Origin of the sequence: Streptomyces sp. SAI-127 (genome assembly GCF_029894425.1) — a bacterium.
Taxonomy (GTDB): Bacteria; Actinomycetota; Actinomycetes; order Streptomycetales; family Streptomycetaceae; genus Streptomyces.
Map to the genome: position 1 here is coordinate 8,446,633 of NZ_JARXYJ010000001.1, position 19,336 is coordinate 8,465,968.

A 19,336-nucleotide genomic window follows, 5' to 3' on the forward strand; every position below is an offset into this window, starting at 1 on the left:
GGCGACGAGTTGAACTCTAGCGGATTCCGGGGCCAGTACAAAAACGCGTTTGCGCAGCGTGCTGCGGTGCGCATGTCGACGTACCTGGTCAGGGTGGTCTGAGGGACACGGCCGGGTCACCCGCAGGACACCCGCCATAGACTCGACACCGTGCTCGACCTCGCTCCTCTCGCCCGTTTCGGTGACCGCGTCGCCACCGGTCTCCTCGATGTCACCAGCGATCCCGCCGCTCTGGACTCCACAGGCTTCTGGGCCGTCGCCGCGGACTTCGAGGGCGGTCTGACCTGCGCCCGCTTCGCCGACGTACGCCTGGAGCCGGTGCCCGCGCCGCGGACCGGAGCGTGGCCGGGGCCCCTGGCCGGTGACTGGACGTCATCGCTGGACCGCACGGCGTACATGGAGGGTGTCCGGCGGATCCGCGCGCACATCGCCACCGGCGAGGTCTACCAGGCCAACCTCTGCCGTGTACTGACCGCGCCCCTCGCACCCGGCGCCGACGTGGACGCGCTGACCGCGCTGCTGGCCCGCGGCAACCCGGCGCCCTATGCAGGAACGATCCGGCTGCCCGGACACGGGGTCGAGATCGCCACCGCCTCCCCCGAGCTGTTCCTGCGCCGGGAGGGCCGGATCGTGGAGTCGGGGCCGATCAAGGGGACCGGGCGGACCGAGGACGACCTGCTGGCCAAGGACTACGCCGAGAACGTGATGATCGTGGACCTGGTCCGCAATGATCTGGGGCGGGTGTGCGCCACGGGCAGCGTCACCGTTCCCGACCTGTGCGCCGTGGAGAAGCACCCCGGTCTCGTCCACCTCGTGTCGACCGTGCGGGGCGAGCTGCGCGAGGGCGCCGGCTGGGCCGAACTCCTCGACGCCGCCTTCCCGCCCGGCTCGGTCACCGGCGCACCCAAGTCCAGCGCCCTGCGGATCATCGACGCCCTGGAGACCGCGCCCAGGGGGCCGTACTGCGGAGGCGTCGGCTGGGTCGACGCCGACCGGGGTACCGGGGAGCTGGCCGTCGGCATCCGTACCTTCTGGATCGACCGTGCCGAAGGAGTGCTGCGCTTCGGTACCGGCGCCGGTATCACCTGGGGGTCCGACCCCGAGGGGGAGTGGCGGGAGACCGAGCTGAAGGCGTCCCGGCTGCTCACGGTAGCGTCGGGGACGTACGAGGTGAGTGGAGGGACCTTTACGTGAAGATCTGGCTCGACGGCGGACTGCAGGACACCGAGACCGCCCGCGTCTCCGTCTTCGATCACGGGCTGACCGTGGGCGACGGCATCTTCGAGACGCTGAAGGCGGTGGACGGCCGTCCCTTCGCCCTCACCCGGCATCTCGACCGGCTGACGCTGTCGGCGCGGGGCCTGGGGCTGCCCGACCCCGATCACGACGAAGTCCGCCGCGCCTGTGCCGCCGTACTCGAAGCGAATCCCATGCCGCTCGGGCGGCTGCGCATCACCTACACCGGTGGCTATGGACCACTTGGCTCCGACCGGGGAGAGCACGGGCCGACCCTCGTGGTCGCCCTCGGCGAGTCCGCCCGGCGACCCGACTCCACCGCCGTGATCACCGTCCCGTGGACCCGTAACGAGCGCGGCGCTCTCACCGGACTCAAGACCACCTCGTACGCCGAGAACGTGGTCGCACTCGCACGCGCGCGTGCGGACGGCGCTTCCGAGGCGCTGTTCGCCAACACGGTCGGACAGCTGTGCGAAGGCACCGGGTCGAACGTCTTCGTCGTGCTCGACGGCGAGATCCACACCCCGCCGCTCGCCTCCGGCTGTCTCGCGGGCATCACGCGCGCGTTGACCGTGCAATGGACCGGAGCCAAGGAGACCGAGCTGCCGCTCGACGTCCTGGAGCGGGCCGACGAGGTCTTCCTCACCTCGACTCTGCGGGACGTCCAGGCCGTCCATCGCGTAGATGGGCGCGAACTGCCGGGTGCGCCCGGTCCGGTGACCGCGAAGGCCCTGCGGATCTTCGAGGAGCGGGCCGGGGACGACCTCGATCCGTAAAGCCCGGGATATTGAGCTGACCTGGCGCGCTGCAGCGGGTAGAACTCCGGTGATGACCACCACCCTGCGGCCGGTCGAGCCGCTCCAGCGCGGCTCCGACGGGGCGCTGTCCCGCCACTACACGGTGTGCGTGAACAGCCGTCCCGTCGGGGCGATACACCTCGCGACCCATCCGTCCTTCGGGCCGGCCGTGGCCCAGATCCGCGATCTGCGGATCGAGGAACCGGACCGCCGGCGCGGCCGGGGCACGGTCGCCGCGCTCGCCGCCGAGGAGGTGGCGCGGGGCTGGGGCTGCGGGCAGCTGGAGATCAGGGTCCCCGCCGACGCCGAGCCCGCGCTGCGGCTCGCCACCATGCTCGGGTACGTCCATCGCAACCGCGGCATGGAGAAGCGGCTCGGCGCCACCGCGCCCGAACTGCCCGCGGGCAGTCGCGGCAGACCCATGACGGAGGCCGAGTTCGGGCTGTGGGCGGAGCGCGGCATCGCGGAGTACACCCGGGACTGGGCCGACCGCGGGGTGCCCGAGACCGAGGCGAGGGCGCGGTCGGAGAGGGACAACGAACGGTTGACGGAGCGCGGCCTCGCCACCGAGAACGCGCTGTTCAGCGTGCTGGAGCACGACGGGGTCCGGGTCGGCGTCCTGTGGGTGGAGTTCATCGGCGACAAGGCGTTCGTCTACGACGTCGAGACCGAGGAGGCCTTCCGCGGCCGTGGGCACGGCCGTTCGCTGATGCTGCTGGCCGAGGCCCAGGCGATCGCCTCCGGCAGAACGGTCCTGGCCCTCAACGTCTTCGCGGGCAACACACCGGCAGAGGGGCTGTACGAGTCGCTGGGCTACGAGACGGTGGGTTACTCGATGTACAAGAGCCTGCTCTGAGGCCGGCTCACTCCTGCCCGGCGAGCAGCCGGTCCACGATCTGTTCGATCCGCTCGCGCAGCCCGTCCTGGCTCTTGCCGCCGTCGAGACGCTCGCCGTCGATGACGTACGTCGGGGTCCCGCTCACGCCGATCGCCTTGCCCTCGGCCTGGTCGGCGTCCACGATCAGGATGTGCCGGCCGTCGATCAGCGCGGTGTCGAACTCCTCGGCGTCGAGCCCCAGTTCACGGGCGACCTCGACCAGGAAGGGTTCTCCCGCACGGTCCAGCTCCGCCACCCGCCCCAGCACGGCCTCGACGAACTCCCAGCCCCTGCCCTGCTCCAGCGCCTCCTCGGCGGCCTGCGCGGCGGCGAAGGAGTGCTTGTGCTTCTCCAGCGGGAAGTGCCGCAGCCGCAGCTCCAGCCGGTCGCCGTAACGGGCACGCAGGGCCCGGACATCGTCCAGCGCGCCACGGCAGTCCGGGCACTGCAGCTCGCACCAGACATCGAGAACGGGCACGGCGGGACGGGCGGGGGAGGGGTCGCTCATGGGCACCAGTCTCCCAGCTCCGGGCCACCCTTCCGAATCGGCCCCGGTCGTCCACGACGGCGTCCGCCTGCTTCGTCGGTACGACCTTGACCGGCACCTCGGGAGGAGGTGACCCGGAGATGTCCCTGATGTCCTGCCGGAGCATGGCCCGGCGGGGGTCGGGAGGTGCAGGATGGATAGGGACGAAGCGGCACGTTGCCGATCGAGCACCGCCTGGAGGACCGGATGATTGCCGAGACCGTCTGTTCCGCCGTCGCCGCGGCCGGCCTGGGCATCGCGGCGGTCACCGCGTACCGGAAGCGTTTCCTCGCGGCCACCCGTATCGCCGCCTACTCGCTACTCCCGCTCGGCCTGGTCATGACCGGCGTCGTCGACTGGCTCGCGGACACCGCCTTCAGCCCGACGGCCTGGGCGGGCTTCGGCGTGCTCGGCCTGTCATGGGTGCTGTTCTCGACCACGCGTGCGGTGGAGCGCCGCCGCGGCGGCACCCGCAAGGAGCGCAAGGCGGCCCGCGGCGCCCAGCAGGAGGCGGTGGCTCCCGCGGCCTCGGCACCCTCGCTCGGCCCGGCCGTCCGCACCCCGGCGACCCGCCCCGCGGACAAGCCCCGGGCCACCGGGTCCGCCGCGGACGACTTCAGTGACATCGAGGCCATCCTGAAGAAGCACGGCATATGACGGTCGCGTGGTGAACTGAAACGTTCGCAGTGGGATCCGTACCCGTCCGTAAGCGATCACGACTCGAAACGGACATCACGGAATCCGGCGAACTCCCGCCCATTCCGGGCGTGTTGATCGCGCCGGAGGCGTCGACTGCGCCATCATCGCCGCGAGATGCTGGACACCGAACAGAGCGACACCGCGCCGCCTCAGGACGAGCCGCGTGGATGCCTTTTCGCCCTCTCCCAGCCACCGCTGATGATCTTCCTTGCGGTGATCGGGTGTCTGCTGCTCATGGCTGCGCTGCACGACCTGCTGCTGCTCTGAGCCGTACCCGTGGGTCCCCGGCGCCACCCGCCGGGGACCACGTCGACCACCCCGCCAGGGCGCCGGCCCCGCCGCCGGGACCTCAGCCCGCGGCCTCCTTGCGGCGCGCCCGGTACGCGGCCACATGCAGACGGTTCCCGCAGGTCCGGCTGTCGCAGTAGCGCCGCGAGCGGTTGCGGGACAGGTCGACGAAGGCCCGTCGGCAGTCGGGCGCCTCACAGCGCCGGAGCCGCTCCTGCTCGCCGGCCACCACGAAGAACGCCAGTGCCATCCCGCAGTCGGCCGCCAGATGGTCGGCGACGGAGGCGCCCGGCGCGAAGTAGTGCACATGCCAGTCGTAGCCGTCGTGATCCGTGAGCTGGGGAGTGGTGCCCGCGGCGGCGACCAGATCGTTGATCAGCGCGGCGGCGGCCCGGGCGTCCGGGGCGGCGAAGACCGAGGCGAACCGGCCGCGGATCTTGCGCACGGCGGACAGATCGAACTCCGAGAGCACCCCGACATCACTGATCTCGTGGTTTTGTACGAAATCCTCGAGCGCCGCGACATCCGGCAGTCCGTCCGGCGCCGCGTCGTCCTCCGGTGCGGTGTTCACCAGATCGACCACGGTGTCGAGGGCGCACCGGGTGTCGTGGGTGATCAGCACGATTCGCTCCCTGGCCTGGGGGTCGGGCGAACGCCCGCCGATGCTGGCCGATGGTAGTGGCTCGCCGGGCCTCGGTGACGGGTAGCACGACAGGTGCCGTGGCTGCGGAGCGCTCCGCAGCCACGGCACCTGTCGTTCCCTATGCGGTTGTACCTGCCCGAGCCGTCTCCCCGAGTGGACGGCGCCGGGCGGCTCTGTGGGGCCTCACCCCTAGCTTTCCGCCAGGATGTGCGAGAGCTCCTGATCCAGGTCGAAGTGGCGGTGTTCCGTGCCGGGGGGCACGGCGGCGTCCGTTCGCTTCAGGAACGACTCCAGGGCCCGCGCCGGGGCCTCGAGCAATGCCTCGCCCTCAGGGGAGCTCAGGGCGATGCAGACGACGCCCTGACCGTGACTGCGCGACGGCCAGACTCGGACGTCGCCGGTTCCGGTGGGCCGGTGGAGGCCCTCCGCGAGAAGATCGCGGGCGAACACCCACTCGACGGTTTCCTCGGCTCCGGTGTGGAAGGTGGCGTGCACGGCGTAGGGGTCGGCCGTGTCGTACCGCAGGCCTGCGGGGACAGGCAGGGAGGACTCGCTCGACACAACGAGGCGCAGGTGCAGCTCGCAGCTGACCGTGGTGTTCATAAGCGCCAGGGCCTTTCGCTCAGTGTGCGCTCGGGGATTCGCACGTCGGCGAAATCGACATGCCACCTACGGTGCCGTTGTAAACCCCTCTGAGTGTTTTGCGTGCGTTTACGTAACTCTTCCGGCCGAGCGCCTCTTCGAGAGGTACGACCATTCCGGTGACTGGTTTCTCTCGGGTAGGGTTTGGCTGTATGAATACGGGGAGTGACGAGCCGGGCGAGGTTGCCGTGTCAGCGGACAAGGAGACCGGCGAGAAGACGGACGAGACGAAGGACGGGCAGGGGCTCGGCTCGCGGGCGCCGGATTTCATCAAGGCGCGTCGCCTGTTGCATCTGAGCTGGCAGGTCCTGATCTTCGTCATCGGCCTGGCGGTCGTGGTGGCGGGCATCATCATGCTGCCGCTGCCCGGACCCGGGTGGGTCGTGATCTTCGGCGGTATGGCGATCTGGGCGACCGAGTTCGTCTGGGCCCAGCTCGTGCTCCGCTGGACCAAGCGCAAGGTGACCGAGGCGGCGCAGCGCGCCCTCGATCCCAAGGTGCGGCGGCGCAACATCATCCTGACGGTGATCGGCCTCGTGATCGTGGCCGCGATCCTCGGGGTCTACCTCTGGAAGTTCGGCCTCGAGATGCCCTGGAACATCAAGAACCAGTGAGCCGCGCGGCGGTGCCCGGGCTGTCACCGCTGGTCACGGGCACCCCCTGACATGGGGTAATCTTCTTCCTGCGTCCGGGCGATTAGCTCAGTGGGAGAGCGCTTCGTTCACACCGAAGAGGTCACTGGTTCGAACCCAGTATCGCCCACCCGGACCGACGGCCCGTCTGTGAGAGCGCAGACGGGCCGTCGGCGTGTGCGGGGACCGATGTGAAGGCCGGGGTCGCCGGCTCGCCCGCGTGACCGTCCGCAGCGACGCCTCCCCGCCGCCCGTACTTTTTCGGCCGCCCGACGATCCCGTACGGCAGCCTGCGTTCCGTTCGACGGGTCGATCCCATGTCTCTCACCTGGGCAGTCGTCAGTTCCCTGGCGCCGCCCGGCTGTTGGAGGCGCGCCGACGTCTCACCAGACTCAGAAGAAATTCCTGTCCGAATCATTGACGCATTCCCGGGCCCTCCGTAGCTTGTGCCAGCAAGCGCTTACTTGAAACGATTCATGCAGGCGGCGACGCTGCGGGGAGGGGCTCGACTGTGGGAACCAGCAGGAATGTTGAGAGGCGAACGATCCTGAAGGCGGCCGGGGCTACGGCGGCGACGCTGGGGCTGGCCGCGACGACCGGGTGCGGAGGTGACAGCGGCAGTTCCGGAGACGGAACGGTGACACTGCGTTATGCGTGGTGGGGTGGCGAGCCGCGCACCATCGCCATCAAGAAGACCATCGCGCTCTTCGAGAAGAAGTATCCGAAGATCAAGATCAAGCCTGAATTCACCGACTACGAAGCGTTCTGGGAGAAGTTCCAGACCCAGGCCTCCGGTGGAAATCCGCCGGACGTTTTCCAGAACGCGGTCGGTTTCCTCCGCAAGTACGACAAGCGCGGTGTTCTGCTCGATCTCAAGTCGCAGGCGGACTCCGGGAATCTGAGCCTGGACAACTTCCGCAACGGCGTTCTGGCGAACGGTCAGGTCGACGGCAAGCAGCTCGGCATCCCCGTCGGCGCCAACACCATGGCACTCGTCATCGACCTCAAGGCCTTCGAGAAGGCCGGCGTAGAGGCGAAAATGGGCTGGACCTGGGACGAGTACTTCGCCGCGCTCCAGACCATCCAGGACAAGCTGAAGATCGCCGGCGACACCGGCTATTTCGGCATCATGTACCTCTACGACCTGTATCTGCGCCAGAACGGCAAGGCATTCTTCACCGACTCCGACCTCGGCTTCACCGAGGACGACCTGACGCAGTGGTGGACGGACGGCTACAAGCGCGTGAAGTCCGGGCTGGTCGCCGACCCGAAGAAGATCGAGCAGGTCAAGCCCAAGTCGGGTCTCTCGGCGGGCCTCGCCGCGTCCGAGTTCACCTGGGACAACTTCTCCATCCGCTACGAGGGCGAGGGCGAGTCGGACTACGGGCTCGCGCCGATCCCCACCACGGACGGCAAGGACACCGGCCAGTACCTCGGTTCGCTGATGCTCAGCGCCTTCGCCGGGACCAAGCACCCCAAGGAGGCGGCGCAGTTCATCTCCTTCATGGTCCACGACCCCGAGGTCGGCAAGATCATGGGCTACGACCGCGGGATCCTCGCCACCACCGAGCAGTACGACGCGTTCAAGCCCACCGACCCCAACAACAAGGGTGTCGCGGCTTATGAGGACGAGGTCGCCAAGGCCGGTGTGCTCGGGAAGATCACCCCGCACCCGTCCGGCGCCGACGTCATCGAGGCGGCGTTCCTGCGTCTGGGCGGTGAGGTGGCCCAGGGCAAGTCCAAGCCGGCCGACGCCGCCAAGTCGCTGTTCAGTGAGGCCAAGGCCGCGTTCGCGGGCTGAGGGGACGTACCACCATGACGCTCGTCAAGGAAGCGCCCGTGCGCCCGGCCGGGAAGCGGCCCGCCGCTCCCGCCGCCGGGCGGCGCGGGCGGCGCCGCGAGAACCTCGCCGGCTACCTCTTCATGTCGCCGTGGATCGCGGGATTCCTGTTGCTCACGGCGGGGCCGATGATCGCGTCGCTGTACTACGCGTTCACCCGGTACAACCTGTTCACACCGCCCGAATGGGTGGGCTTCGACAACTTCACGACGATGTTCCAGGACCCGCGCTGGCAGAAGTCGGTGGAGGTCACACTCAAGTACGTCGTCGTGGCCACTCCGCTCAAGCTGCTGCTCGCGCTCGGCGTCGCTCTGCTGCTCGCGCAGAGCCGGCGCGGGCAGGGCCTGTACCGGGCCGCGTTCTACATGCCCTCGCTCATCGGCGCCAGCGTCTCCGTCGGCTTCGTGTGGCGGGCGCTGTTCTCCGACGACGCGATCGTGGACCGTACCCAGAAGATCTTCGGCGTCGAGGTGGGCGGCTGGATCGGCAACCCGGACTACGTCCTCTACTCCCTGGTGGCCCTGAGCATCTGGCAGTTCGGTGCGCCGATGGTCATCTTCCTGGCCGGTCTCAAGCAGGTCCCGCGGGAGCTGTACGAGGCCGCCGAGGTGGACGGGGCCGGCCCCTTGCGCCGGTTCTGGAACATCACGCTGCCGATGATCTCCCCGGTGCTCTTCTTCAACGTGCTGCTGGAGTCCATCCACGCGTTCCAGGTGTTCGGCTCCGCCTATGTCGTCTCCGACACCCGGTGCGGGCCCGCCGACGCCACGCTCGTCTACACCTGCTACCTCTACCAGAAGGGCTTCAAGGAGGCCCAGATGGGCTTCGCCTCCGCGATGGCCTGGTCGCTGGTGGTCGCGGTGGCGCTGGTCACGGCGGTCCTGTTCTGGTCGCAGAAGAAGTGGGTGCACTACGAGGAGGCCGCCAAGTGACCACTGTCAGCACCCCCGTCGTGCGCACCGCGAACGAGCGGCGGCGCACCGGATCGATCGCCTGGCACGTGGGCGCGCTCGCCGTCCTCGCGGTCGTCCTGTACCCCGTGATCTGGGTGCTCGGCGCCTCGTTCAAGCCGAGCAAGGACATCATCGCCAGCATCGACCTGCTGCCGTCCAAGCCGGTCTGGGCGAACTTCTCCGGTCTCGCCGACGGCATCTCCGGCATCTCCATCGGCAGCTTCTTCACGAACTCGCTGATGTACGCGGGCCTGGCCGTGGCCGGTGTCGTGATCTCCAGCTCACTGACCGCGTACGCCTTCGCCAAGATCCGGTTCGCCGGGCGGAACCTGCTGTTCACGCTGATGATCGGCACGCTGCTGCTGCCGTATCACGTGCTGCTCATCCCGCAGTACGTGATGTTCCGCAAGCTGGAGCTCGTCGACACGCTGGTGCCGCTCGTGGCAGGCAAGTTCCTGGCGACGGAGGCCTTCTTCGTCTTCCTGATGGTGCAGTTCATGCGCGGACTGCCGCGCGAGCTGGACGAGGCCGCCAAGCTCGACGGCTGCGGGCACCTGAGGACCTACTGGTCGATCGTGCTGCCGCTGTGCCGCCCGGCCCTCATCACCAGCGCCATCTTCACCTTCATCAACGCGTGGAACGACTTCATGGGGCCCTTGATCTACCTCAACACCCCCGAAAAGTACACCGTCTCGCTCGGTCTGATGATGTTCCGCGACCAGGAGGGCATCTCCAACTACGGCAGCATGATCGCGATGTCCCTGGTGGCGCTGGTGCCGGTCATCGCCTTCTTCATGGCCTTCCAGCGCTACCTCATCGACGGCATGGCGACGTCCGGACTGAAGTGAGGCGGTCAGCATGGCGCAAGCGCGTGTGAAGGCGCGTCGCAGGGCATCCGTGTTCGGCGGCGAGCGCTTCGCTCTCTTCGCCGAGACCCTGCTCACCGGCGTGTGGATCGCGGTGGCCTGTCTCGGACTCGTCACCTACCCGGCGGCCTTCGCCGCCGGGGCACGGCATCTGCGGCGTCGTACGGGCCATGAGGGCGGTGGCTGGCGGGAGTTCGTCGCGGACTTCCGTACGGCGGTACGGCGCGGGTGGCTCGTCGGGGTCGCCGGGTGGGTCGCGGCGGCCGCGGTCTGGGTGGACGTCCAGGCCGCGCGGGCCGGCATCCCCGGTGGCCCTCTCGTCGGGGCAGTCGGACTGTTCGCGCTGATCGGCCTCGCGGTGGCCGGGCTGCGCGCGGCGGCGGTCTGGGCGCCGGGCGCCTCCTGGCGGGCGCTGCTGGCGGACGCCGTACGCCGGACCCTGCGCGACCCCGCCGGGTCCTTCCTGATCGTCGCCGGTCTGGCCGTCGTGGCCCTGTCCGCAGGGTTCGTCGCGCCGCTGGCGGTCCCGGTCCTGGGGGCCGTCGCGGCGGCGGCCGTCGCCGTGGAGGAGCGCTACCGGCGCCGCTGACGCGCGGTGCCCCCGATCCAGGTCGGCGCCCCGGGCGCCGTACCTCTCTCTGTCATGCCCCTGACCAGCCGCACATGGAAGGAATGGCCATGTCCCCCATCCCCCGCAGGTCCATCCTCAAAGCCGCCGCCGTCGCCGGTGCCGCCGCGCAGTTCAGCTGGGCGTTGGGAGCCAAGGACGCGCAGGCCGCGCCGAGAGCCGCCGAGGCCGACGACTCTCCCGTGACCCTGGACTGGCTGGAGGACGGCGGCCTCGGTGCCGCGCCCGGCTCCACCGTCGGTGTCCCCTGGCCGAAGGGTGTCTATCAGGAGGACCAGAAGTTCGCGGTCACGGACGCCGACGGCAAGGCCGTGCCGGTTCAGTCCTGGCCGATCGCCTACTGGCCCGACGGCTCGCTCAAGTGGACCGCCCACGCGGTCAGTTCGGGCAACGGCAAGCTGTCGTTGAGCGCCGGTGACGCCGCCGTACCCGACAAGAAGGTCACCGTCGACAAGAGCGGCGGCACGATCACCGTCTCCACCGGGGTCATCACCGCCAGGATCGGCAAGTCGGGCGCCACCCTCATCAAGTCGGTCACCCGCGGCTCGACGGAGATCGCCAGGAACGGGCGGCTCGTGCTGATCCGCCAGCCCGAGATCGAGGACGAGGACCAGGGCACGGTCAAGACCGAGCGCTTCGAGGGGGCCGTCTCCGAGGTCACCGTCGAGCAGTCGGGCCCGGTCCGCGCGGTCGTCAAGATCGACGGCAAGCACCGCAAGGGCAGCCGGAGCTGGCTGCCGTTCTCGATCCGGCTCTACTTCTACGCGGGCGCCGACTCCTTCCGCATGGTGCACACCATCACCTACGACGGCACCCAGGAACCCGGCAAGGCGAGCGGCGACTTCATCCGCGGCCTCGGCGTCCGCTTCACCGTGCCGATGCGCGACCAGTCCTACGACCGGCACATCCGCATCGGCGGTGAGGGCACCGGTCTGCTGCGCGAGGCCGTCAAGGGCATCACCGGTCTGCGCCGTGACCCCGGTGCCGCCGTCCAGGCCGCCCAGTACGCGGGCGAGAAGCTGCCTGACCCGGCGACCTGGGACCAGCGGGTCACCACCCGGCTCCAGTACATCCCGGAGTGGGGCGACTACACCCTCTCCCAGCTCTCCGCCGACGGCTTCACCCTGCGCAAGCGCACCAAGAAGGGACACGGCTGGGTCGGCGCCGGCGGCGGCAGGCGCGCCTCCGGCTTCGGATACGTCGGTGGCGTCAGCGGTGGACTCTCCTTCGGCCTCAGGGACTTCTGGGAGAAGCACCCCGCCCAGCTCGACATCCGCGACGCCCAGACCGACGAGGCCGAGGTCACCCTCTGGCTCTGGTCGCCCGAGGCGCAGCCCATGGACCTGCGCTTCTACCACGACGGCATGGGCCAGGACACCTTCGCGGAGCAGCTCGAAGGCCTCAACATCACCTACGAGGACTACGAGCCGGAGTTCGGCACGCCCTACGGCATCGCCCGCACGTCGGAACTGCTGTTCTGGGCCAACGAGTCGACGCCGTCGCCGCAGGCCCTGGCCCGACAGGTCGAGGCCGTCAGGGTGTTGCCCCAGCTCGCCGCACCGCCCAAGCAGCTCATCAAGGCGAAGGTCTTCGGGCCGGGCCTGTACTCCGAGCCCGACCGCTCGACCCCGGCCAAGGCGAAGATCGAGGACCACCTCGACTTCCTCTTCACCTACTACAAGGACCAGGTGGAGCAGCGCCGTTGGTACGGCTTCTGGGACTACGGCGACATCATGCACACCTATGACACCGTCAGGCACCAGTGGCGGTACGACATCGGTGGCTACGCCTGGGACAACTCCGAGCTGTCGCCGGACCTCTGGCTCTGGTTCGCGTACATCAGGTCGGGTCGCGCGGACATCTTCCGGTTCGCCGAGGCCATGACGCGGCACACCGGTGAAGTGGACGTGTACCACCTGGGGCAGTGGGCAGGACTCGGCACCCGGCACGGTGTGCAGCACTACGCCGACAGCGCCAAGCAGCAGCGCATCGCCAACACGACGTACCGGCGCTACTACTACTTCCTCACCGCGGACGAGCGCGTCGGCGACCTCATGCACGCCAACGTGGACTCCGACGAGACGTTCCTCGTGCTCGACCCGCTGCGCAAGGTCCGCACCGACCCCTACACGCCCGACCGGCACGCCCTGTCGGTCGGTTTCGGCACGGACTGGAGCGGGCTGGTCTCCGCCTGGCTCACCGAGTGGGAGCGCAAGGGCCCCAAGTGGGAGAAGGCCAAGGCCCGCGTGCTGTCGACGATGGAGGGCATCGCCGCCCAGCCCAACGGCTTTGTGCAGGGAAGCGGACTGTACGACCTCGACACGGGCAAGTTCGCGGTGGCCTCGGCGCCCGTCGTCGGCGTCTCGCACCTCTCCGCCGTGTTCGGGCTCAACGAGCTGTGCGCCGAGCTCATCGACCTCGTCGACATGCCGAAGTTCAACGAGGCGTACTTCGACTACTGCCGCTACTTCAACGCGACCAAGGCCGAGCAGGCGGCACGTTACGGGTCCAACTTCGGGTCACTGCTGCTGTTCCAGGGGCACTCGCGGCTGGACGCGTACGCGGCTGTGAAGACCGGGGACGCGAAGCTGGCCACGCGCGCGTGGGAGAAGTTCTACAACTCCGACGGGTACAAGGAGTCCGCGCCCTGGAAGACGGAGGCGTTGAGCGGTCCGGCCTCCCTGGTGTCGGGTAGTGAGGCGGCCTGGGTGTCGACGAATGACACCGCGTTGTACGGGCTCGCCGCCATCGAGAACCTGGCGTTGCTCGGGGACAGGATGCCGTAACGGTTCGTGGGGAACTGCGGGCCCGTTGTGGCTGGTCGCGCAGTTCCCCGCGCCCCTGAAGGGGCGCTTCAGTGCATCTTGGTCAGGATGCTCCGCACTCGTCGGGCATCCCTCAGGCGTTGTTCGTACGTCGCTCCCAGGGCCAGGAGTAGGAGGCCGGCCAGGGCCGGGGGCACCCAGCGGGGGAGGGCGTCGGTCACCTGGACGATGTACGGGGCCAGTTCGTGCAGGGCGTCCAGGAGCAGTACCGCGCCGCCCAGCAGGAGCGGGGCCTGGAGGTGGTGGCGGGCGCCTGCCAGGGTGACCAGCAGGGCCGCCACACCGAGCAGCAGAGGGCGCGTCCAGTGCGGGTCGCCCCAGGCCGCGAAGAGGCTCGGTACGAGAGTGGCGGCCAGACCTGGGGCGTACGCCGTCCAGGACGAGGTCTGCGGGTCGCGGCGGTGGCGCAGGGCACCGACCAGCAGCGCGGGAATCGTGACCGGGAGGGTGTAGGCCTCCGGGGTGTCCACCTCCCAGGCCGCCAGACGGACCCAGGTGGCCGCGAGGAACAGGGCCGCGGCCGCGTAGCCGACGGGGCGGCGGTCGCTACGGATCGCCGTGCCCGCGGTGATCACTCCGCACAGGGCCAGGACCGTGGCGAGCAGGGGCAGGTCCGTCGCCGCCAGTGCGATGGCGAGGACTCCCGCCGTTGCTCCGGCCGCCTCGGCCGGCACGGTGGCCTTCGAGTCGCCGAGGCGCCCGGTGAGGAGGGCCGCGGCCGCGGGGACCACCAGGACCAGCAGGGCGGTGTGCGGCGGCGACCAGTCCGCGGCGGATCCGATCGCGACGGCCAGCGCGGCACCGTAGGCGAGAGCGGTGGGGGCGGTGAAGGGCGCCAGGCGCCATGAGGCCGCCGTGAACAGCGCGACCAGGCCACTGAGCACAGTGAGCGTCGCCGTCTGGGAGGCGAGGGCGAGGCAGGCGAGGCTCGCGGAAGTGCCCAGTGCCAGGACCAGGGCGGTGAGGCGCTGCCGTGGGAACACGGCTGCCGTGAGGATTCCGGCCGTCGTGGCGCCTTCGATCAACAGGCCCGCGACGTAGGGGAGTTCGAGCACGGCAGGGAGGGTGATCGCGGTGGCCCAGGCCAGGCCCAGCGCGCCTGCCGTCGCCTTTGGCCGCCAGGCCGTGTCCCGTACCGCCAGGGCCAGTACGGCCGCGACGGCCGCCAGGACGAGCGGTGCCGCCTCCGCGTGCGGCGGCCAGGTCACGTCGACGGTCACCGCGCTGCGAGCGTCCGACGGGGCACCGGTCCACGCCCGCGAGGTCCAGGCGAGCGGGCCCAGCACGACGACGCCGACGGCCGGCAGGGCCCACAGCAGGGACAGCGCCTGTACGGCTCCGGCGGCCCAGGCCAGACCCCGCCGTACCGCGTCCGGCAGCCGGTCGAGCCTGAGCGCCGCCAACAGGGCGATTCCGAAGGCCAGATGGGCCGGAACGGTCCACAGTTCGGGCAGCAGGGACCGTGCCGTGCCGCCGAGCGCGACCACCGCGAGGAGCCCGGAAACGGTGGCGAGCCCGAGGGCCTGCCCGTTCGCCCGCGCTGCCGTGCGACCGCCCTGCCACGCGGCGGCCAGCGCGATCGCGCTCGCGAGGAGAAGGAGCGCCGCCGCACGGGCGGCGGCGCTCGGGCCGGAGGCTGTCCAGGTCAGCAAGCCGGCCGCCAGTGCGCCCCAGGCGCCCACTCCGTACGCGCCGATCGCGGCGACCACGCGTACGGAACGGGGCGTCGTCCGGAGCGCCACAACCGCGTCGAAACCGGCCGTCACCAGGAGCGCGGCCGTGAGACCGTAGGAGCCTGCGTCGGCCGCGATCGCCCAGAAGAACAGCGGGAGTTGGGCCGCGACCAGGGCGGCCGGGCGGGGCAGGCGCAGGTCCGTGGCGCCCGGCAGGAGGCCGTACGCCGTCCAGAGCGCCGCGAGGAGGGCCGAGGCGACCGCCGTGTACGGCGCCCCGGAGGTCTCCGGGAAGACGGCCCCGTGCAGCGCGACCGCGTCCAGGACCGTCAGTGCCAGCCCCAGGCCCGCCACGGACTCGGCCGTCGAGCGCAGCCCGCGCTTCAGCAGCGGGAGCGGTGCGGCGAGCGCGGCCATCGTGACCGCCCCGAGGACCAGGGTCCGGCCGGTGATCCCCAGGTGACCCCAGCTGACCAGGGTGAACACCATCGCGGCGATCGTGAGCAGGACACCGCCGAGCAGCAGGAGCACGTTCTGCACGCTCGGTGCGCTCGCCTCGGGGCGAGGGGATGCGGCGGGCCTCGGCCCGGTCGGCTGCGGCGCCTGCCAGTTCGGCTGGAGCGCCGCGACCAGCCAGGCCCGGCGGGCCAGCAACTGGGCCCGGCGAGCGTCCAGTTGCCACAGCTCGGCGTCGAGGAGGCGGAGCTCCTCGGCCGGGGGCGGGATGTGCGTCATGCCCTGAAGTGTGGGCTGGGTCACGCGGCGCGACATGAGTACGCGTACTCAAAACCTACTCGGATCCGATGCCAGACTCTCTCCATGGACTGGACCCGATACCGCTTCCGCAGCCAGTGGTCCCTGCCCGCGAAGCCCGCCGTCGTCTACGACGTGCTGGAGCGTGCCGAGGAGTATCCGCGCTGGTGGCCCCAGGTGCGCGAGGTGCGACGGCTCGACGACACCAGCGGCGTGATCACGATCCGGGCCGTGCTGCCGTACGACCTGGTCTTCACCGCGCGCGAGGTGCGCCGCGATCCTGAGGCCGGGGTGCTGGAGATCGCGATGGACGGCGATCTCGACGGCTGGGCGCGCTGGACGATCACCGCGGACGGGGACGGCAGCCTCGCCCACTACGACCAGGTCACCGAGGTGAACAAACCGCTGCTCCGGCGCTTCGCCGTGCCCGGACGGCCGGTCTTCCTGGCCAACCACCGATTGATGATGCGCGCCGGACGGCGGGGGCTCGTCGCCTACCTGGAAGCGGTTTGAAGGAAACCCGCGGGGACCTGTATTGTTCAGTGCGTTCCCGGGCGATTAGCTCAGTGGGAGAGCGCTTCGTTCACACCGAAGAGGTCACTGGTTCGAACCCAGTATCGCCCACCCGGAAAAGACCGGTCTGCATTCGCAGGCCGGTTTTTTGTGTCCAGTTGGGGGGCGGCATGAGTGGTGGGACAGTTAGACGGAGACCGCGGAAGGCGGTCTCGATACGACGGCGCAGGGTGCGGTCTCTGGTCGTCATGCTTGTCGTCCTGGCGGTGTTCGGTGGGGTCGCCGCTCTGGCGCAGACCCTCGCGAACAGGGAGCGGGTCAACTCCATGTGGGTCGGCGCCGAGATACGTGCCGACGGCAGTGCCCGGATCACCGAGGTCATCGACTACGACTTCGGGCACTCGGGGGACTCGCACGGCATCTACCGGGACGTGCCGGGTTCACCCTTCGAGGGGGACGACGTGAGCGTCAGCCTGGACGGTCACAAGGTCCCCTGGGAGGACACGTACGGCGACTACTACCGGGACGTGACGGGCGAGGAGCAACTCGCCGACCGGCTCAAGGTGGGCGACCCCGACCGCCTGGTCAGCGGCGTGCACCGCTACCGCATCCAGTACACGCTCCCCGAGGTGGTCAAGGGCGGCAGACTCGCGTGGGACGCGGTCGGCACGGGCTGGAAGGTCGACCGATCCCGGGTGGAGATCCACGTCGTGGACGCCCACGGGTTCAGCGGTCTGCGCTGCCGGCACGGCAGTTGGGACAAGGGCAGGCCCTGCACGGCACTGCAGAGTGAACCGGGGCACCTCGTCGTCCGGCTCGACGAACTCAAGGGCAGCGAGGGCCTCACCCTGTACGCCACCCCCGCGAAGACCAGGCTCACCGGTGCGGCTGCCCTGCCCGCGGCGCCTTCCGGCAAGGCCGTGGGCACGACCCTTCCGCATCCGATGCGCAACGGAGGTCTCTTCCTCGCCGTCGCGCTGGCCTGCGCCGCGCTGACCATCTGTGCGCTGCGGATCGTGGGGCGCGACCGTCTGGCGGAGGACGGCGGGCGAGTACGCCGGGTCGAGGTCGAACGGCTCGCCCGCACTGTCATCCCGTCCGCCACACCACCCGAGGAGCTGACTCCGGCGCAGGGCGGGCTCCTGCTCACCGAGAGCGTCGACAAACGGCACAAGGTGGCCTGGCTGCTCACCGCCGCGGCTGACGGGCACCTCACCATCCAGGGGGACGAGAAGCACCCGGTCCTGCGGCGGCGCGACTCCGGGGAGCGGATGGACCGGGAGGTGAAGGACGTCCTGAGCAAGATGTTCTCCGGCCGCAGCAGTCTGGCCCTCGGATCTCGCGACCACTGGTTCAGACAGGGCTGGGACGACCTCTCGGGAAAGCTGGAGAACTGGCGCACAGCGAGTGGCCTGTGGGACATGGCGGCCAAGAAGCGCGTCCTCGGATGGGGCGCGCTCGATGTGGTGGCGCTGCTCCTGGGCTTCGCCCTCGTGATCACCGGCGGCATCCTGAACGGCCGTCGGATCGCGGCCGGAACGCCCGTCCTGCTGGCGGGTGCCGTCGTCGCCGGCCTCGGCATCGCCGTCGCGGCACGCTCCTGGGAGCTGGACCGGCGCACCCCCCGCGGCACCGCCCTCTGGCTCCAGGTCGAGGCGTTCCGGCGCTACTTGGCCGACCCGAGCAGCTGCCCCGGCGAACTGCCCGTCGGAGAGCGGGCGGATCGCTACGCGGCCTGGGCGGTGGCGCTGGGCGTCGAGTCCGCCTGGGAACAGGCCGTCGACGCTGCCACGTCGAGACCGACCGCGGGGCGGCGCTTCTCGCTCGACCTCACCGACGTCCTGCTCGTCGCCGTCGTCCTGTCCGCGGCCAGCCCGCCCTCCAGCTCCGGTGGATCCAGCGGCTCGAGCGGCGGGGGTTCCTCCTCCGGAGACGTCGGCGGTGGCGCCGGCGGCGGAGGTGGCGGCTCCTGGTGAGTGCCTGGGTGCCCGGAGCGGGGCCCTGCCATGTCACGCAGGGTCCCGTGCCACGCCCCGCCTTGTTCCGCCGCCGGTTCCGTCACGCCGCCGCCGGCAGATCCGGGCGCAGCGGCCACGCCGGATCCACCGACTCCTCCGACCCGCTGCGCGCGAACCACGCCTGCAGGCCCCGCGCCTGGGCCGCGTGCCACACCGCCTGCAGGTTGTGCAGCTCCGGTGGTGCCAGCCGCTCCAGCCGGGCGGCGAAGCGGCGCCCCAGCGCCCGTACGACATCCAGCGAGGCCTGCGCGTCGGCCGCCGCGTCGTGCGCGCCCGCCAGTTCGACGCCGTAGTGCTCACACAGGTCCGTGAGGGTGCGGCGGCCCTTGCGGTAGCGGTCCAGATGCTTGTCGAGAACCCGCGGATCCAGCACCAGCAGCGGTGCGGAATCGAGCCAGCGGTCCAGGGACGAGGCGCGGTGGCGGCGCAACTCCCGGTCCAGCAGCGTCAGATCGAACGGAGCGTTCATCACCACCAGCGGACGGCCCGCCGCCGCCTGCTCGGCCAGCGTCTCGGCTATCTCGAACATCACCGGCGCCGGCCAACGGCCGTTGAGCTGGAGATGTTCGTCCGTCAGCCCGTGCACCGCCGTCGCCCCGGCGGGCACCGGCACACCCGGATTGACCAGCCACCGGCTCACCCGCGGCCGGGTGCCCGCCGCGTCCTGGACGACGACGGCGGCCGACACGATCCGGTCGGTCTCGACGTCCACGCCGGTGGTCTCGGTGTCGAAAGCGGCCAGGGGCCCTTCGTACCAGCACGTCATAGCTTCACAACCCCTCGTTCACCCACGGCAGCTGACGCCCCGTCTTCTGCCCGTTTGGTGATACCCGGGCTGTTTGCGCCGTACGCCGGAAGGACACAACAGGAGTACGGGTCTTTGCAGTTCAGCGGCTCGGCGCGGGATTCATGTGGCCCATGTGTGGG

Annotated in this window: 18 protein-coding genes and 2 tRNA genes; 15 read left to right on the top strand and 5 right to left on the bottom strand. The window is 70.2% G+C overall.

The features are described 5' to 3' along the window. The first annotated feature begins 150 nt into the window (after positions 1–150). The 3 genes from M2157_RS38840 to M2157_RS38850 are packed head-to-tail and all read left to right on the top strand — an operon-like array spanning position 151 to position 2,889. Positions 151–1,194, top strand: a complete 1,044-nt coding sequence (locus M2157_RS38840) for a chorismate-binding protein (RefSeq protein ID WP_280856444.1) — start codon at positions 151–153, stop codon at positions 1,192–1,194. Further along, positions 1,191–2,012, top strand: a complete 822-nt coding sequence (locus tag M2157_RS38845; RefSeq protein ID WP_280867524.1) for an aminodeoxychorismate lyase — start codon at positions 1,191–1,193, stop codon at positions 2,010–2,012. Before M2157_RS38840 ends, M2157_RS38845 begins: the two co-directional genes overlap by 4 nt. Before the next feature lie 49 nt (positions 2,013–2,061). Beyond that, entirely contained in the window at positions 2,062–2,889 is an 828-nt protein-coding gene (locus M2157_RS38850; RefSeq protein ID WP_280867525.1) for a GNAT family N-acetyltransferase, read from the top strand. 7 nt (positions 2,890–2,896) lie between these two features. Here the strand turns inward: M2157_RS38850 and M2157_RS38855 are convergent, their stop codons facing one another. Then, positions 2,897–3,418, bottom strand: coding sequence for a DsbA family protein (locus tag M2157_RS38855; RefSeq protein ID WP_280856441.1), 522 nt, complete (start codon positions 3,416–3,418; stop codon positions 2,897–2,899). 225 nt (positions 3,419–3,643) lie between these two features. Between M2157_RS38855 and M2157_RS38860 the strand changes: the two genes are divergently transcribed. Both M2157_RS38860 and M2157_RS38865 read left to right on the top strand, forming a co-directional pair. Next, on the top strand, positions 3,644–4,093 hold the full coding sequence (locus M2157_RS38860; protein ID WP_280868335.1) for a hypothetical protein: 450 nt from the start codon (positions 3,644–3,646) through the stop codon (positions 4,091–4,093). A 156-nt stretch (positions 4,094–4,249) separates the two neighbouring features. Continuing rightward, on the top strand, positions 4,250–4,402 hold the full coding sequence (locus M2157_RS38865) for a hypothetical protein (protein ID WP_167363017.1): 153 nt from the start codon (positions 4,250–4,252) through the stop codon (positions 4,400–4,402). An 82-nt stretch (positions 4,403–4,484) separates the two neighbouring features. Here the strand turns inward: M2157_RS38865 and M2157_RS38870 are convergent, their stop codons facing one another. Then, positions 4,485–5,045 carry a CGNR zinc finger domain-containing protein gene (locus M2157_RS38870; protein WP_280867526.1) on the bottom strand — a complete coding sequence of 187 codons (561 nt, stop codon included), beginning with the start codon at positions 5,043–5,045 and terminating at the stop codon, positions 4,485–4,487. 210 nt (positions 5,046–5,255) lie between these two features. Further along, positions 5,256–5,669 (bottom strand): SsgA family sporulation/cell division regulator, encoded by a 414-nt coding sequence (locus tag M2157_RS38875; RefSeq protein ID WP_004002642.1) that lies wholly within the window; start codon positions 5,667–5,669, stop codon positions 5,256–5,258. Positions 5,670–5,860: 191 nt separating this feature from the next. Between M2157_RS38875 and M2157_RS38880 the strand changes: the two genes are divergently transcribed. The 7 genes from M2157_RS38880 to M2157_RS38910 all read left to right on the top strand — a co-directional run bounded on the left by M2157_RS38880 (position 5,861) and on the right by M2157_RS38910 (position 13,413). Then, positions 5,861–6,322: a TIGR02611 family protein gene (locus M2157_RS38880; protein ID WP_280856439.1), complete on the top strand. Its 462-nt coding sequence runs from the start codon at positions 5,861–5,863 to the stop codon at positions 6,320–6,322. A gap of 76 nt (positions 6,323–6,398) precedes the next feature. Then, a tRNA-Val gene (locus M2157_RS38885) sits at positions 6,399–6,470 on the top strand. Between the two features lie 381 nt (positions 6,471–6,851). Then, complete coding sequence (locus M2157_RS38890) at positions 6,852–8,141, top strand: extracellular solute-binding protein (protein WP_280856438.1); 1,290 nt, start codon at positions 6,852–6,854, stop codon at positions 8,139–8,141. 14 nt (positions 8,142–8,155) lie between these two features. Further along, positions 8,156–9,112 carry a sugar ABC transporter permease gene (locus M2157_RS38895; RefSeq protein ID WP_280856437.1) on the top strand — a complete coding sequence of 319 codons (957 nt, stop codon included), beginning with the start codon at positions 8,156–8,158 and terminating at the stop codon, positions 9,110–9,112. Then, entirely contained in the window at positions 9,109–9,981 is an 873-nt protein-coding gene (locus M2157_RS38900) for a carbohydrate ABC transporter permease (protein WP_280856436.1), read from the top strand. The genes M2157_RS38895 and M2157_RS38900 overlap by 4 nt, the downstream gene beginning before the upstream one ends. A 10-nt stretch (positions 9,982–9,991) precedes the next feature. Beyond that, positions 9,992–10,588 carry a hypothetical protein gene (locus M2157_RS38905; RefSeq protein WP_280867527.1) on the top strand — a complete coding sequence of 199 codons (597 nt, stop codon included), beginning with the start codon at positions 9,992–9,994 and terminating at the stop codon, positions 10,586–10,588. Positions 10,589–10,677: 89 nt separating this feature from the next. Then, the gene (locus tag M2157_RS38910) at positions 10,678–13,413 is read left to right on the top strand and encodes a Tat pathway signal sequence domain protein (protein ID WP_280867528.1); all 2,736 of its coding nucleotides are present in this window, start codon (positions 10,678–10,680) and stop codon (positions 13,411–13,413) included. A gap of 68 nt (positions 13,414–13,481) precedes the next feature. On the opposite strand, the gene M2157_RS38915 is transcribed toward M2157_RS38910, so the two are convergent. Then, a complete protein-coding gene (locus M2157_RS38915; RefSeq protein WP_280867529.1) occupies positions 13,482–15,860 on the bottom strand; it encodes a hypothetical protein in 2,379 nt (792 codons plus the stop codon). A gap of 84 nt (positions 15,861–15,944) precedes the next feature. On the opposite strand from M2157_RS38915, the gene M2157_RS38920 reads away from it, so the two are divergent. From M2157_RS38920 to M2157_RS38930, 3 genes are all read left to right on the top strand, one after another. Further along, complete coding sequence (locus M2157_RS38920) at positions 15,945–16,391, top strand: SRPBCC family protein (RefSeq protein WP_266526106.1); 447 nt, start codon at positions 15,945–15,947, stop codon at positions 16,389–16,391. Between the two features lie 39 nt (positions 16,392–16,430). Continuing rightward, positions 16,431–16,502 (top strand) — tRNA-Val (locus tag M2157_RS38925). 119 nt (positions 16,503–16,621) lie between these two features. Then, on the top strand, positions 16,622–18,367 hold the full coding sequence (locus M2157_RS38930) for a DUF2207 domain-containing protein (RefSeq protein ID WP_280867530.1): 1,746 nt from the start codon (positions 16,622–16,624) through the stop codon (positions 18,365–18,367). A gap of 82 nt (positions 18,368–18,449) precedes the next feature. On the opposite strand, the gene M2157_RS38935 is transcribed toward M2157_RS38930, so the two are convergent. Next, a complete protein-coding gene (locus M2157_RS38935; protein WP_057614195.1) occupies positions 18,450–19,175 on the bottom strand; it encodes a 3'-5' exonuclease in 726 nt (241 codons plus the stop codon). Between the last annotated feature and the right edge of the window lie 161 nt (positions 19,176–19,336).

What these genes read in the sequence shown, in the direction of transcription:
- M2157_RS38905 (WP_280867527.1), top strand. Translation starts at nt 9,992, where the DNA reads ATGGCGCAAGCGCGTGTGAAGGCGCGTCGCAGGGCATCCGTGTTCGGC.
- M2157_RS38865 (WP_167363017.1), top strand. Translation starts at nt 4,250, where the DNA reads ATGCTGGACACCGAACAGAGCGACACCGCGCCGCCTCAGGACGAGCCG.
- M2157_RS38860 (WP_280868335.1), top strand. Translation starts at nt 3,644, where the DNA reads ATGATTGCCGAGACCGTCTGTTCCGCCGTCGCCGCGGCCGGCCTGGGC.
- M2157_RS38895 (WP_280856437.1), top strand. Translation starts at nt 8,156, where the DNA reads ATGACGCTCGTCAAGGAAGCGCCCGTGCGCCCGGCCGGGAAGCGGCCC.
- M2157_RS38920 (WP_266526106.1), top strand. Translation starts at nt 15,945, where the DNA reads ATGGACTGGACCCGATACCGCTTCCGCAGCCAGTGGTCCCTGCCCGCG.
- M2157_RS38935 (WP_057614195.1), bottom strand. Translation starts at nt 19,175, where the DNA reads ATGACGTGCTGGTACGAAGGGCCCCTGGCCGCTTTCGACACCGAGACC.
- M2157_RS38880 (WP_280856439.1), top strand. Translation starts at nt 5,861, where the DNA reads ATGAATACGGGGAGTGACGAGCCGGGCGAGGTTGCCGTGTCAGCGGAC.
- M2157_RS38855 (WP_280856441.1), bottom strand. Translation starts at nt 3,418, where the DNA reads ATGAGCGACCCCTCCCCCGCCCGTCCCGCCGTGCCCGTTCTCGATGTC.
- M2157_RS38915 (WP_280867529.1), bottom strand. Translation starts at nt 15,860, where the DNA reads ATGACGCACATCCCGCCCCCGGCCGAGGAGCTCCGCCTCCTCGACGCC.
- M2157_RS38910 (WP_280867528.1), top strand. Translation starts at nt 10,678, where the DNA reads ATGTCCCCCATCCCCCGCAGGTCCATCCTCAAAGCCGCCGCCGTCGCC.
- M2157_RS38875 (WP_004002642.1), bottom strand. Translation starts at nt 5,669, where the DNA reads ATGAACACCACGGTCAGCTGCGAGCTGCACCTGCGCCTCGTTGTGTCG.